11 protein-coding genes and 1 tRNA gene are annotated in these 12,482 nt (G+C 70.3%); 6 read left to right on the top strand and 6 right to left on the bottom strand.

The features are described from left to right. Nucleotides 1-305: 305 nt before the first annotated feature. The 3 genes from ABH940_RS04565 (at nucleotide 306) to ABH940_RS04555 (ending at nucleotide 3,794) form a co-directional block, all read left to right on the top strand. Nucleotides 306-1,361: an SGNH/GDSL hydrolase family protein gene (locus tag ABH940_RS04565; RefSeq protein ID WP_370104382.1), complete on the top strand. Its 1,056-nt coding sequence runs from the start codon at nucleotides 306-308 to the stop codon at nucleotides 1,359-1,361. A gap of 77 nt (nucleotides 1,362-1,438) precedes the next feature. Continuing rightward, nucleotides 1,439-2,659, top strand: coding sequence for an acetyl-CoA C-acetyltransferase (locus tag ABH940_RS04560; RefSeq protein WP_370061385.1), 1,221 nt, complete (start codon nucleotides 1,439-1,441; stop codon nucleotides 2,657-2,659). A gap of 418 nt (nucleotides 2,660-3,077) precedes the next feature. Continuing rightward, nucleotides 3,078-3,794: a hypothetical protein gene (locus tag ABH940_RS04555; RefSeq protein ID WP_370104380.1), complete on the top strand. Its 717-nt coding sequence runs from the start codon at nucleotides 3,078-3,080 to the stop codon at nucleotides 3,792-3,794. Nucleotides 3,795-3,959: 165 nt separating this feature from the next. Here ABH940_RS04555 and ABH940_RS04550 read toward each other — a convergent pair whose 3' ends face one another. Further along, on the bottom strand, nucleotides 3,960-4,139 hold the full coding sequence (locus tag ABH940_RS04550) for a hypothetical protein (RefSeq protein WP_370061389.1): 180 nt from the start codon (nucleotides 4,137-4,139) through the stop codon (nucleotides 3,960-3,962). Between the two features lie 257 nt (nucleotides 4,140-4,396). On the opposite strand from ABH940_RS04550, the gene ABH940_RS04545 reads away from it, so the two are divergent. Next, on the top strand, nucleotides 4,397-4,621 hold the full coding sequence (locus ABH940_RS04545; RefSeq protein WP_370061873.1) for a DUF4287 domain-containing protein: 225 nt from the start codon (nucleotides 4,397-4,399) through the stop codon (nucleotides 4,619-4,621). A 65-nt stretch (nucleotides 4,622-4,686) separates the two neighbouring features. Here the strand turns inward: ABH940_RS04545 and ABH940_RS04540 are convergent. Further along, a tRNA-Leu gene (locus ABH940_RS04540) sits at nucleotides 4,687-4,768 on the bottom strand. A gap of 332 nt (nucleotides 4,769-5,100) precedes the next feature. Here ABH940_RS04540 and ABH940_RS04535 point away from each other — a divergent pair. Next, complete coding sequence (locus ABH940_RS04535; RefSeq protein ID WP_370061391.1) at nucleotides 5,101-5,859, top strand: ABC transporter ATP-binding protein; 759 nt, start codon at nucleotides 5,101-5,103, stop codon at nucleotides 5,857-5,859. A gap of 35 nt (nucleotides 5,860-5,894) precedes the next feature. Next, nucleotides 5,895-8,447, top strand: a complete 2,553-nt coding sequence (locus tag ABH940_RS04530) for an ABC transporter permease (protein WP_370061393.1) — start codon at nucleotides 5,895-5,897, stop codon at nucleotides 8,445-8,447. Between the two features lie 175 nt (nucleotides 8,448-8,622). Here the strand turns inward: ABH940_RS04530 and ABH940_RS04525 are convergent, their stop codons facing one another. The 4 genes from ABH940_RS04525 to ABH940_RS04510 form a co-directional block, all read right to left on the bottom strand. After that, the gene (locus tag ABH940_RS04525; protein WP_370061395.1) at nucleotides 8,623-9,990 is read right to left on the bottom strand and encodes an NAD(P)/FAD-dependent oxidoreductase; all 1,368 of its coding nucleotides are present in this window, start codon (nucleotides 9,988-9,990) and stop codon (nucleotides 8,623-8,625) included. 383 nt (nucleotides 9,991-10,373) lie between these two features. Continuing rightward, nucleotides 10,374-11,273 (bottom strand): exopolyphosphatase, encoded by a 900-nt coding sequence (locus ABH940_RS04520; protein WP_370104537.1) that lies wholly within the window; start codon nucleotides 11,271-11,273, stop codon nucleotides 10,374-10,376. A 2-nt stretch (nucleotides 11,274-11,275) separates the two neighbouring features. Next, the gene (locus ABH940_RS04515; RefSeq protein WP_370104535.1) at nucleotides 11,276-11,908 is read right to left on the bottom strand and encodes a DUF501 domain-containing protein; all 633 of its coding nucleotides are present in this window, start codon (nucleotides 11,906-11,908) and stop codon (nucleotides 11,276-11,278) included. Between the two features lie 73 nt (nucleotides 11,909-11,981). Continuing rightward, nucleotides 11,982-12,428 (bottom strand): septum formation initiator family protein, encoded by a 447-nt coding sequence (locus tag ABH940_RS04510; RefSeq protein ID WP_370061397.1) that lies wholly within the window; start codon nucleotides 12,426-12,428, stop codon nucleotides 11,982-11,984. Nucleotides 12,429-12,482: the final 54 nt, after the last annotated feature.

Below are 12,482 nucleotides of genomic sequence, written 5' to 3'. Positions count from 1 at the left end.
CCGCGGATGCATGACGGAAATACGCGGGACCAGTCGGTTTGTCGACCCCGCGAGAGCCAGCGTAGTGGGGGAGACTCGGTCAGGCGGAGGAGCAAGGGCCTGGACATCGGACGAACGGCACCGGACGAACGACACTGAACGAACGGCACCGGACGGACACCGGTACGTCCGGGCCGAAACCCGAGCGAGTCCGTGCACGTTACCGGGTATTGACGCAGTGATGCACTGATACCGGGTCGCCCGGCCGTGCGGGACCGGCACCACCCGCGGCCGAACGATCCGGACCGACCCACATGGGGGTGGTCATGTCTCGTGAACGAGTCGCCCGACGGATCGCCGCAGCGGCGGCCTACGGCGGAGGAGGTATCGGCCTGCTCGGCGTGGGATTCGTCGGGCTGCTGCTGGCCGAGGCGAAGATCGCCGAACACACACTGGACTCCCTCAAGGGTCAGCCGCCGCATGCCGACGGCCGGTACGGCACCGCCTTCGCGGCGCAGGACGCCGAACCGCTGCGCTTCGCGGTGCTCGGCGACTCCACGGCGGCCGGCTTCGGCGTCGACCGGGGCCGCGAGACGCCGGGCGCCCTGCTGGCCCAGGCGATCGCCTCGGTCGCCGAGCGGCCGGTGGACCTGATGGTCACCGCCGCCAACGGGGTGACCTCGCAGGACCTGGCCCGCCAGGTCGACACGGTCCTCGAAGCCTTCGGCCCGGACGGTCCGGAGGTCGCGCTGATCATGATCGGCGCCAACGACGTGACCCAGATGGTGAAGCCCGCCGCCTCGGTCCGGTTGCTCGGCGACGCGCTCAAGCGGCTGCGGGCCAACGGCACCGAGGTGGTGGTGGGCACCTGCCCGGATCTCGGCACCATCGAGCCGGTACGCCCGCCGCTGCGCTGGCTGGCGCGGCGGGCCAGCCGTCAGCTGGCGGCGGCCCAGTCGATCACGGTGGTCGAGGCGGGCGCGCGCAGTGTCTCCCTCGGTGACCTGCTGGGTCGGGAGTTCCGCGGGCGGCACGAGATGTTCGCCTCCGACCGCTACCACCCCTCCGCGCGCGGCTACTCGACGGCGGCGATGGCCATGCTGCCCACGCTCTGCGCGGCGCTGGGGATCTGGCCCGAGCTCCCGGTCAAGGCCCGGACCGAGGGCCTGCACACACTCGCCAAGGCGGCGGCCGTCGCCGCAGGTCACGGCGGCACGGAGGTCGCCCCCGCCGGCCACTGGGCGCAGCTGCTGCGCCGGGCCCGACGTCCGCTGAACGCGACCGGCGCCAACGGGGCCCACGTGGAGGGGACCGCTCCCGCGCCGGGCGTGTCTACGTCAGACACCTCACACGTGGGCAGCGCTGACGCGGCGGCTACCTGAGAGTAGCTTTCTCAGGTGGTCTGCCTGCCCGGCGGCTCCACCCACACGTTCACTCCCCCAGCAGCTCAGGAGCAACGATGCCCGAAGCCGTAATCGTCAGCGCCGCCCGTTCGCCGATCGGCCGGGCGGGAAAGGGCTCCCTGAAGGACATTCGCCCGGACGACCTGACCGCGCAGATCGTCGCCGCCGCACTCGCCAAGGTGCCGCAGCTCGACCCGCGTGACATCGACGACCTGATGCTGGGCTGCGGCCTGCCCGGCGGCGAGGCCGGACACAACCTGGGCCGCGTGGTCGCGGTGCAGCTGGGCATGGACCACCTGCCCGGCTGCACCATCACCCGCTACTGCTCCTCCTCGCTGCAGACGAGCCGGATGGCGCTGCACGCGATCAAGGCGGGCGAGGGCGACGTTTTCATCTCGGCCGGTGTCGAGACCGTCTCGCGCTACGTCAAGGGCAGCTCTGACGGCCTGCCGGACACCAAGAACCCGCTCTTCGCCTCCGCCGAGGAGCGGACCGTGACCCGCGCCGGGGCCGGCGCGCCGATCTGGCGCGACCCGCGCGAGGACGGCGAGCTGCCTGACGTCTACATCGCCATGGGCCAGACCGCGGAGAACCTCGCCCAGGTCAAGGGCGTCACCCGCCGCGACATGGACGAGTTCGGCGTCCGCAGCCAGAACCTGGCCGAAAAGGCCATCGCCGACGGCTTCTGGGCCCGCGAGATCACCCCGGTGACGACGCCGGACGGCACGGTCGTCAGCAAGGACGACGGCCCGCGTGCGGGCGTCACCCTGGAGGGCGTCGAGGGCCTCAAGCCGGTCTTCCGCCCCGACGGCCTGGTGACCGCGGGCAACTGCTGCCCGCTGAACGACGGTGCGGCGGCGCTGGTGATCATGTCCGACACCAAGGCGAAGCAGCTCGGCCTGACCCCGCTGGCCCGGATCGTCTCCACCGGTGTCTCCGGCCTCTCCCCCGAGATCATGGGCCTCGGCCCGGTCGAGGCCTCCAAGCAGGCCCTCAAGCGCGCCGGTCTGTCGATCTCGGACATCGACCTGGTCGAGATCAACGAGGCCTTCGCGGCCCAGGTGATCCCCTCCTACCGCGACCTCGGCATCGACCTGGACCGCCTGAACGTCAACGGCGGCGCGATCGCGGTCGGCCACCCCTTCGGCATGACCGGCGCCCGCATCACCACGACGCTGATCAACTCCCTGCAGTGGCACGACAAGCAGTTCGGCCTGGAGACCATGTGCGTGGGTGGCGGGCAGGGCATGGCGATGGTCATCGAGCGACTGAGCTGAGGCGTAGCGCAGCGGAGCCGAAGCGGAAGCGCGCACCAGCATCGAGCGACTGAGCTGAGGCGTAGCGCAGCGGAGCCGAAGCGGAAGCGCGCACCAGCATCGAGCGACTGAGCTGAGGCGCAGCGCAGCGTCCGAGGCTTCTCAGATTTCTCTCATAATGACCCGTTTGGGCCAATAGCACGTGGGTAAGGGTTGGGTCACGTTCCGACGCGACCCAACCCGTTTTCTTTATACAACGCTCACAACCGATCGACAGAGTGCAACCGAGCGACTGCATTCCGTCGACTTCTGCGTTCCGGGCAATTCCTGCAATGTCGGACGTCACAAATTAAAAGGACATTACGCACTGCCAGGATTGGCCTCGGTGGGGCACTGTTGTCGTGACCGCTCGTACGACTCCTCGCAAGGGGTGCCTCCCGTGATCGTCGCCCTTCTCGTTCTGCTCGCGCTGGTTGCCGCCCTCGCCGCTGCCGCGCTGCTTTCTGTGCGCGCCATGTCCCGGCGCCTGGAGTCGACCGTCCGTCGCGCGGTCGGCATCGCGCTCGCCGAGGACCGGGAAAGGGAAATAGCCGAGGCCCGCACGTTCTGGGCCGAGCAGGAGGCCCGCGCCGCGGAGGATTCCGTGGACATGGACCCGGTGTCCGTGGACACGCTGATGGCGGAGAACACCATGTTCCTGCCCGCCCCGCGCGGATTCGTCGACGAGACCGGTGAAATGGACCCGGAGTTCGCCGACGCACTGCGCTCCGCGCTGGAGGAGATGATCTCCGAGGGCGACCGCGCCCCGCTCCCCGCCCACCCTGCGCAGCCCGGCTTCGTCCCGCAGCCCACCCCCACCCCCGAGTGGACCGACCTGCGCCTGCTGGAGCTGGTCGAGGTCGGCACCACGCTGAAGGACGTCCGTCCCGGTCCGATGGGCACGCTCGACGTGTACGTCTTCGAGGACGAGACCACGCTCTGTATCGCGCCTGGTGATCAGGCGACAGGCCGTCGCATCCGCGAGGCCGTCGCCGACGGCACCGACGTCCGCCTCCTCGGCACCTCGCGCCTCCCCGGCGCGCACGCCCTGACCTTCGCCCTCTCGGACACGGAGACGGTCTACGTCCTGGCGGACCGCGTCGTCGCGAGCCTGTAGCAGGAGTTCTCCAGCACAGGGGAAGGTGCAGTATCCAGGGGCGCGGGGAACTGCGCGACAAGCCACCCGGTCAGGTAGGGCCCCGAACGAACAGGGCCATCCGCTCATCGATGGTTGTTCGCGCAGTTCCCCGCGCCCCTGAGGTGCTGCAACGCACCGAACTGCCTACAGTGCGGCGACCTCGGCTATCTCAGCCAACGTGTCGGCCAGCACCCGCTCCGCGTCCGGCACCGCGCCCGCGGCCAGCGCGAGCGCCAGATCGTGGGCCGTCGCCGCGATCTGATCCCCCACCACGAACGCCCCCGCGTCCGGCACCTCCGTCGGCGCGCCGGCTGCCGAAGCCATCGCGCGGGCCAGCGCGAGCCCGGCGGGCGCGGTGCGCGCGAGCCTACTCTGGGGGAGCGAGCGGAAACGGTCCGCCAAACGCTCAGCGGCAGCGACAAGTGGAGTCGGATCGAGCATGGAGCGAGCGTATCCGCGCATCAGGGATGGAGCCACGCGCCCCTGGGTACGCAAGCCTCGACGCAGACTGTTGCCATCGCCCCCACCCTGCGGCACAGTCGTGAAACGGACCGCTCCATCGGAGGCGCCTTGTGACCCTCATGTACTCCGCAGAGACCCACCAGAACCTGATCTCCCGCATCCCCGGCGTGACCGGCCGCACCATGGACGACTGGCTCCACGTCGTCGCCGACGGCCCCTCCCTCATCCGCTGTGAGGAAAAGATCGAATGGCTCCGCCGCGAGTACGAGCTCTCGTACGGCTACGCCAAGGCGATCATCCACGAGTTCGACCTGCGCCGGGCCGCCGCGCGGATGACGCACTGAGCCTGCTCCGCCAGCCGGCCGCGCAGCACCATGGCCTGACCATGTCAGGCCATGGTGTGCACACGTGCCCGGAGCCGGATTCGAACCGGCACGGCCTGGCGGCCAGCGAGGTTTAAGCTCGCCGTGTCTGCGTTCCACCATCCGGGCGCAACCCCACGGGGAGAGCCTATCCGGAGCAAGCCTGACCTTGCTCCCGCATGGGTGGAAGTTGACTTGATTTGCTGGACTCTGACAAATCGTCAGGCCTGAACGAGGGTCTGGAGCGGTGCGGGTCAGCGCGTTCGACGCTGACCCACACCCTGACCCACGCCGGCGTCCGGCCCTGAGGGGATCCCCGAGGAGACGGAGTCGGGGTCATCCCGGAGAAGGAGCATCGGTCAGGTCCTCGGAGCGACTTCCGGGGCGGTCGGGACCACGAGGATGAAGAAGCGGTGAGAAGCCGCCTTCCCTCTGTTGTCCCGAACCTCGGAGATTCCACCGTGACGACCACCGCTCTGCGCACCGCCGCAGCCCGGGCCACGGACCTGTCGAAGGTCTACGGCACGGGCGACACCCGCGTCACCGCACTGGACCACGTCTCGGTGGAGTTCTACCGAGGCGAGTTCACCGCCATCATGGGCCCCTCGGGCTCCGGCAAGTCCACCCTGATGCACTGCCTGGCCGGCCTCGACTCGGTCAGTTCCGGCTCGGCCCGGATCGGCGAGGTCGAGTTGGGCGGGCTGAAGGACAAGCAGCTGACCAAGCTGCGCCGGGATCAGATCGGCTTCGTCTTCCAGGCGTTCAACCTGTTGCCGACGCTGACGGCGCTGGAGAACATCACGCTGCCGATGGACATCGCCGGTCGCAAGCCCGACCAGGCGTGGATGCAGCAGGTCATCGCGGCCGTCGGCCTGGCCGACCGCCTCGGTCACCGGCCCAGCCAACTCTCCGGCGGCCAGCAGCAGCGTGTGGCCTGCGCCCGCGCCCTGGCCTCCAAGCCGGAGATCATCTTCGCCGACGAGCCCACCGGCAACCTCGACTCCCGCTCCGGCGCGGAGATCCTGGGCTTCCTGCGCTCGTCCGTGCGCGACCTCGGCCAGACCATCGTGATGGTCACCCACGACCCGGTCGCCGCCTCGTACGCGGACCGGGTGGTCTTCCTCGCCGACGGCCGCATCGTCGACGAGCTGCACGGCCCCACCGCCGACGGCGTGCTGGACCGGATGCGCCGGTTCGACGCCAAGGGCCGGACCAGCTGAGGCGCGAGACGCCGCGAGACGAGAGCCCATCACCCATGTTCAAGACCGCACTGCGCAACGTGCTGTCCCACAAGGGACGCCTGCTGATGACGATGCTCGCCGTCGTCCTGGGGACCGCCTTCGTGGCCGGGACCCTGGTCTTCTCCGACTCGGTCAGCACCGCGCTGAAGAACAGCCTTTCCCACGACTACGACAACGTCTCCGTCCGGGTGGACAACCAGGCCACCGGTATCGAGCGGAGCGAGAAGAACAACAACAGCGCCGCCGATCCGCTCACCGCGCAGACGCTGCACCGGATACAGGCTCTGCCCGGCACGGCCTCGGCCGTGGGCACGGTCAGCGGCTTCGCCGGGATCGCCGACGCGAACGGCAACCTGGTCGGCGACGCTGGCAGCACCAACGGCGCCAACTGGAGCCCGGGCAGCGGCGGTAGCGACCCGCGCTACCCGATGGTCCAGGGCACCGGCCCGGCCACCGCGGGCCAGGTCGCCGTCGACCAGAAGACCGCCGCCAAGAACGGCGACAAGGTCGGTGACACGATCCGGATCGCCGTCAACGGCCCGGTCATGCGGCTGACGGTCACCGGCATCTTCACCACCACCGACCCGCAGGTCACCTCGGGCGGCTCGCTGGTGCTCTTCGACACCCCGCTGGCGCAGCAGCTCTACGCCAAGGCCGGGCAGTTCGGCACCATCGACGCCACCGCCAGGCCCGGCACCAGCCAGGACGCGCTGGCGAGCGAGATCGAGCAGGTGGTCCCGCGCAGCGCCAACATCACCGTGCACACCGGCGCGCAGCTGACCGCCGACGCCAAGACGATGGTCGAGAACGGCACGTCCACCATGAAGACGGCGCTGCTGTTCTTCGCCGGGATCGCGCTCTTCGTCGGCGTGTTCCTGATCTCCAACACCTTCACCATGCTGATCGCCCAACGCACCCGTGAGCTGGCACTGTTGCGCGCGCTCGGGGCGAGCCGGCGTCAGGTGCGGCGCTCGGTGCTGATCGAGGCACTGCTGGTCGGGTTCACCGCCTCTGTGGTCGGCCTCGGCGCCGGGGTCGGGATCGGCGCGGCGCTCAAGGCCTGGGCCGGGACCAGCGGCAACCTGCCGGGCGGCGGCCTGACGGTCAGCGCCTCCACCGTCGTGACCACGCTGCTGGTCGGCACGGTGGTCACCTCGCTGGCGGCGCTCTTCCCCGCGCTGCGCGCCTCCCGGGTCGCCCCGGTCGCGGCGATGAGCAGCAACGAACAGCCGTCCTCGCAGCGCAGCCTGGTGATCCGGAACAGCCTCGGCGGCGTGCTCGCCGGTCTCGGCATCGCCGCGGTGCTGATGGGCGTGAACCAGGGCGGCAGCAACGGCCGGCTGCCGGTCGGACTCGGCGCGGCGCTGCTGGTGCTCGGCGTCTTCGTGCTGACGCCGCTGCTCTCCCGCCCGATCATCGCGGCCACCGGCCCGGTCTTCCGCGGCCTGTTCGGCGTCAGCGGCAAGCTGGCCAAGCAGAACGCGATCCGCAACCCGCGTCGCACGGCGGCGACCGCGTCCGCGCTGACCATCGGCGTCACGCTGATCTCGGCGCTGACCGTCATCGGCTCCTCGGTCAACTCGGCCGTGGCGGGCCAGGTCACCGCCAACATGAAGGCGGACTACGCGGTCGAGATGCAGATGGGCTTCCCGGTCTCCCCCACGCTGGCCGACGAGCTCCGGAGCGCCCACGGCGTCACGGCCAGCAGCGTGATGGACAGCCAGTACCTGCAGACCGCCGGTGGAGCGCTCTCCGTCAACGGCTTCGACGAGACCACGTTCGACCAGCTGGTCGCACCGGTGATGACCACGGGCTCCGCGACCTCGCTGAGTCAGGGTCAGATACTGCTCTCCGCCGACGAGGCGAGCACGCGTCACCTCGGCGTCGGCAGCACGATGCAGGTGCAGTACCCGAACGGCACCAGCGGCACGGTCACCGTCGGCGGCGTCTACCAGAAGAGCGGTCTGCTCGGCCCGGCGATCCTCGGCGAGCAGGCACTCGCCCCGCACACCACGGCGCCGCTCTACAACGCCGTCCTGGTGAAGTCCGACGGCGGCGCCACCACCGCCAACGAGCAGGCCCTGCGGGACGCGACCGGCCGCAACCCGCTGGTCAAGGTCGAGTCGCAGCAGCAGATGATCGACCAGTTCAGCTCGACCATCTCGATGATGCTCACCATCCTCTACGCGCTGCTGGGCATGGCGGTCCTGATCGCCGTCCTCGGCGTGGTCAACACGCTGGCGATGTCGGTCTTCGAGCGCAAGCGCGAGCTGGGCATGCTGCGGGCCATCGGCTTGGACCGCCGCGGCGTCAAGCGGATGGTCCGGCTGGAGTCGGTGGTGATCGCCGTCTTCGGCGCGGCGATGGGCGTCGCCATCGGCACGTTCCTCGCGTGGGCGGCGAACCGTCTCCTCGCGGCGGACCTGTCCGGGCTCACCACGGTCCTGCCGTGGGGCCAGTTCGTCCTCTTCATCGGCATCGGCGCGAGCGTCGGCCTGCTGGCCGCGCTCTGGCCCGCGCGTCGGGCGGCGAGGCTCGACATCCTCGGGGCGATCAAGACCGACTGAGGGACGTTGCCAATGCCTCGCCCCTGGAAGTGAAAATGCCAGTGCCCCTGCCCGTCGATGACGGGCAGGGGCACTTCTTTTTACGGCAGCGGTGCCGGTTATGAGCACCACGGGCTGTGGTCCGGCGACGCTGCCGGGCTTGGGGAGCAGCTGACCCGTGAGGGGTCGGCCGGCGTCAGGCGGAGACGGTTTCCTTGGCGGGCGCAGCCGGCGCCGCGGGGAGCGTCTTCGCGGGACCAGCCGCCTCGACGAACACCTCGCGCGGCTTCTCCATCTCCACCAGGGAGACGGTCTCACGCTTGAGGAACATGGCCAGCGTCCAGTCGGCGAACACGCGCACCTTGCGGTTCATGGTGGGCACGCGGCTGCCGTGGTACAGGCGGTGGAACCACCAGGCGGGGCGGCCCTTCAGCTTGTACTTGCCGAAGAGGATCGCCACACCCTTGTGCAGGCCGAGACCGGCGACCGCACCCAGGTTCTTGTGCTTGTACTCCTTCTGCGGGAAGCCCCGCATGCCGGAGATGACGTTGTCACCCAGCACGAGGGCCTGACGCACGGCGTGCTGCGCGTTCGGCGGGCACCAGGCGCCCTCACCGACGGCGAGGTCCGGCACCTGGGCGTTGTCGCCCGCGGACCAGACGTTGTCGAAGCCCTGGACCTGCAGGGTCGGCGCGGTGTCGACGTGGCCGCGCGGGCCCAGCGGGAGGCCGAAGTTGGCCAGCGCCGGGTTCGGCTTGACGCCCGCCGTCCACACGATGGTGGAGGCGTCGACCTCGACACCGTTCTTCAGGACGACGTGCTTGTCGACGCAGGACTCCATCGAGGTCTCGATGTAGATCTCGATCCCGCGCTCCTCGAGCTTCTCCTTGGTCCACAGACCGAGGTCCGGGCCCATCTCGGGGAGGATGCGGTTGGCTGCCTCGACCACGATGAAGCGCATGTCCTCGCGCTTCACGTTGTGGTAGATCTTCGCCGAGTCGCGGGCCATGTCCTCGACCTCGGCGATGGTCTCGATACCGGCGAAGCCGCCACCGATGACCACGAAGGTCAGCGCCTGCTTGCGCACGGCCTCGTCCGTGGTGGACTCGGCCATGTCGAGCTGGGCCACGACGTGGTTCCGGAGGCTGATGGCCTCCTCGACCGACTTCATGCCGATGCCGTGCTCCGCCAGACCCGGGATCGGGAAGGTGCGGGACACCGAGCCCATCGCGACGACGAGGTAGTCGAAGGGGATCTCGTAGGAGTCGCCGGCTGCGGGCTGCACGGTGGCCACCTTGCGGTCCTGGTCGACCGTGGTGACGTGACCCGTGAGGACCTCGGCCTTCTTCAGGACGCGGCGCAGCGGGGCGACGAGGTTGCGGGGCGCGACGTTGCCGCCGGCCGCCTCGGGGAGGAAGGGCAGGTACGTCATGTACGACCGCGGGTCGACGACCGTGACGGTCGCCTCTCCGTAGCGCATCTTCTTGAGGATGCGCATCGCGGCATACAGGCCGACATAGCCACCGCCGACAATCAGGATGCGAGGACGCTCCGTGGTGCTCATATCCGAAAGTATCCACCCCCTCCTTGCCTGGCATTTGTCGGCCTACTCACAGGGGTCTGGACAGCACCTGCTACACTTCGCGCCCCCACGTGCGCGGCCGATGCCCCTCCTCACGCACCCCACCCGGCAACCGTGAGAATCCGCAGCTCGACGGCCACATTGCGATTGTGTGTGCGACTGGGACGCGCGACCTGGGATCGGGCTGGTCAGCCCGCCGGAGCGCCTTCAGTCCCACAATTCGGACGAAGTGCCCCGAGAGGTCATCCCTGGGACGGGAACTCCATGTGAAGAAATTCACGAACATTTCCGCGCGACACGAACCCGACCGGTCCGACAGGCCCTGATGTAGCCCCGATGTGGGCCTGCCGAACCGTCAGAGCCCCTCAGAGCACCGTGCTCCAAGCGATGCCGTCGAGGATGTCGTGCTCGCTGACGACCACCTCTGCCGCGCCGGTCCGCTCCATGATCGCGAGCAGCACCAGCGCCCCCGCCGTGATCACGTCGACGCGCCCCGGGTGCAGCACCGGGATCGCCGCCCGCTGCTCGTGAGTGGACCCCAACAGCCGCTCGGTGACGGCCCGGACGTCGGCCAGCGGGATCCGGGAGTGGTGCACCGCCTCACGGTCGTAGGCGGGCAGGCCCAGCGCGATGGCCGCCACCGTGGTGACCGTTCCGGCCAGGCCGACCAGAGTCGCTCCTGTGTCGAGCGGGACGACCTCGGCCGCCTGGTCCAGCGCCTTCTTGATGTCGGCGCGCATCGACACGAAGTCGTCGCCGTGCCGCTCGGTCATCCGCACGCAGCCGATGTCGACCGAGCGGGCCGCCTCGACCCGGTCGGTGCCCAGCACGAACTCGGTCGAGCCGCCGCCCAGGTCGAAGACCAGGTAGGGGCCGTGCTCCCCGCTCAGCTCCTTGGTCGCGCCGGTGAAGGAGAGCTGGGCCTCCTCGTCGCCGCTGATGACCTCCGGGTCCACGCCGAGGATCTCGCGGACCCCGGCGGTGAACTCGTCCCGGTTCTCCGCGTCCCGGGAGGCGCTGGTGGCGACGAAGCGGAGCCGGGCGGCGCCCAGCTCGCGGATCACCGTCGCGTAGTCGCGGCAGGCGGCGAAGGTGCGCTCCAGCGCCTCCGGGGCCAGGCGGCCGGTGCGGTCGACGCCCTGGCCGAGCCGGACGATGGTCATCCGCCGGTCCAGCTCGTGCAGCTCGCCCGTGGCCGGGTCGAGGTCCGCGACGAGCAGACGGATAGAGTTGGTGCCGCAGTCGACGCTGGCGACTCGGGTCAGGCTCACGCGGTCTCCCCCGCTTCCTCGGTCTCAGCGTTCTCGGTGTCCTCGGCCCCGCCCACGTTCTCGGCCCCGTCCACGTTCTCGGCCCCGTTCTCGGCCCCGTCCACGTTCTCGGCCCCGTTCTCGGCCCCGTCCACGCAGACGCACGGGCCCTTGCGCCACCACTCCGGCAGCGCGGCCAACGCCTCGTCGCCCAGCGGGTTCACGCCCGGACCGGCCGCCAGCGAGTGGCCGACCAGCACGTGCAGGCACTTGACCCGGTCCGGCATGCCGCCGGCGCTCGGGAAGCCCTCCAGCACCTCGATGGCGTCGCGGCGGGCGATGTAGTCCTCGTGGGCCCTGCGGTAGCCGTCGGCGAGCTCCGGGTCCTCGGCGAGCCGGGCGGTCTGCTCCTTCATCATCCCGTCCGCCTCCAGGGTGCCGATCAGCGAGGCGGCCCGGGGGCAGGTCAGGTAGTAGAGCGTCGGGAACGGCGTGCCGTCCTCCAGCCGTGGGGCCGTCTCGACGACGTCCGGCAGGCCGCAGGGGCAGCGGTGGGCGACGGCGCGGAGGCCGCGCGGCACTCGGCCGAGCTGGGCCTCGACGGCGGCGCGGTCGGCCTCCGACACGGGTGCGACGGGCTCGGCCGGCATTGCGGAGGTGGACTGGGCGGGACTCTGAGGGTCGTGCGACATGTCTCTATTCTTCAATGTTTGTCGGGGTTCCTCAGCGTCCCGGCTGCGTGGTCCGGTCGGCGGAGTCGAGCGAGCCGAGCAGGCTCTGGTACCAGGGCTGCGCCGCCGCCTGCTGCTGCGCCGAGGGCGAGGCGGTCGCGGTCGGGGTGGGCAGCACGGAGCTGAACGGGGTGTCGCCGGGGAAGCCGTAGTGCAGCCGCTGCCGCGCCTGGGCCTCGACATACGCCGGGTCCTCCCAGCGGGCCCGCTCCCGGCGCAGCTCGTCGACCTGCTGCTGCGCCTGCTGCTGGGCGGCGCGCTGCTGGTCGATCTGCGAGCGCTGGGCGATGAACTGCCGCATCGGATACGCCAACGCCGCGACCAGGGCGCAGACCACGAGCGCGAGCACCGCCGCACGGCCGGTCAGCTTCGGCCGCCGCCGTGCCTGCTTCTGCCCGTCCTGCTTGTGCTCGGCCTGCCGCTGCTTGGCCACCGCCACCCTCGTCGTCCCTCCCTGGCTGTCGGGCGCTCAGACGCCCCACCGCCCCCACCC

Source organism: Streptacidiphilus sp. BW17, from assembly GCF_041262485.1.
Classification (GTDB): Bacteria; Actinomycetota; Actinomycetes; order Streptomycetales; family Streptomycetaceae; genus Streptacidiphilus.
This window is presented reverse-complemented; position numbering and strand designations above follow the sequence as displayed.

What these genes read in the sequence shown, in the direction of transcription:
- ABH940_RS04565 (WP_370104382.1), top strand. Translation starts at nt 306, where the DNA reads ATGTCTCGTGAACGAGTCGCCCGACGGATCGCCGCAGCGGCGGCCTAC.
- ABH940_RS04560 (WP_370061385.1), top strand. Translation starts at nt 1,439, where the DNA reads ATGCCCGAAGCCGTAATCGTCAGCGCCGCCCGTTCGCCGATCGGCCGG.
- ABH940_RS04545 (WP_370061873.1), top strand. Translation starts at nt 4,397, where the DNA reads ATGTACTCCGCAGAGACCCACCAGAACCTGATCTCCCGCATCCCCGGC.
- ABH940_RS04525 (WP_370061395.1), bottom strand. Translation starts at nt 9,990, where the DNA reads ATGAGCACCACGGAGCGTCCTCGCATCCTGATTGTCGGCGGTGGCTAT.
- ABH940_RS04515 (WP_370104535.1), bottom strand. Translation starts at nt 11,908, where the DNA reads ATGCCGGCCGAGCCCGTCGCACCCGTGTCGGAGGCCGACCGCGCCGCC.
- ABH940_RS04550 (WP_370061389.1), bottom strand. Translation starts at nt 4,139, where the DNA reads ATGGCTTCGGCAGCCGGCGCGCCGACGGAGGTGCCGGACGCGGGGGCG.
- ABH940_RS04530 (WP_370061393.1), top strand. Translation starts at nt 5,895, where the DNA reads ATGTTCAAGACCGCACTGCGCAACGTGCTGTCCCACAAGGGACGCCTG.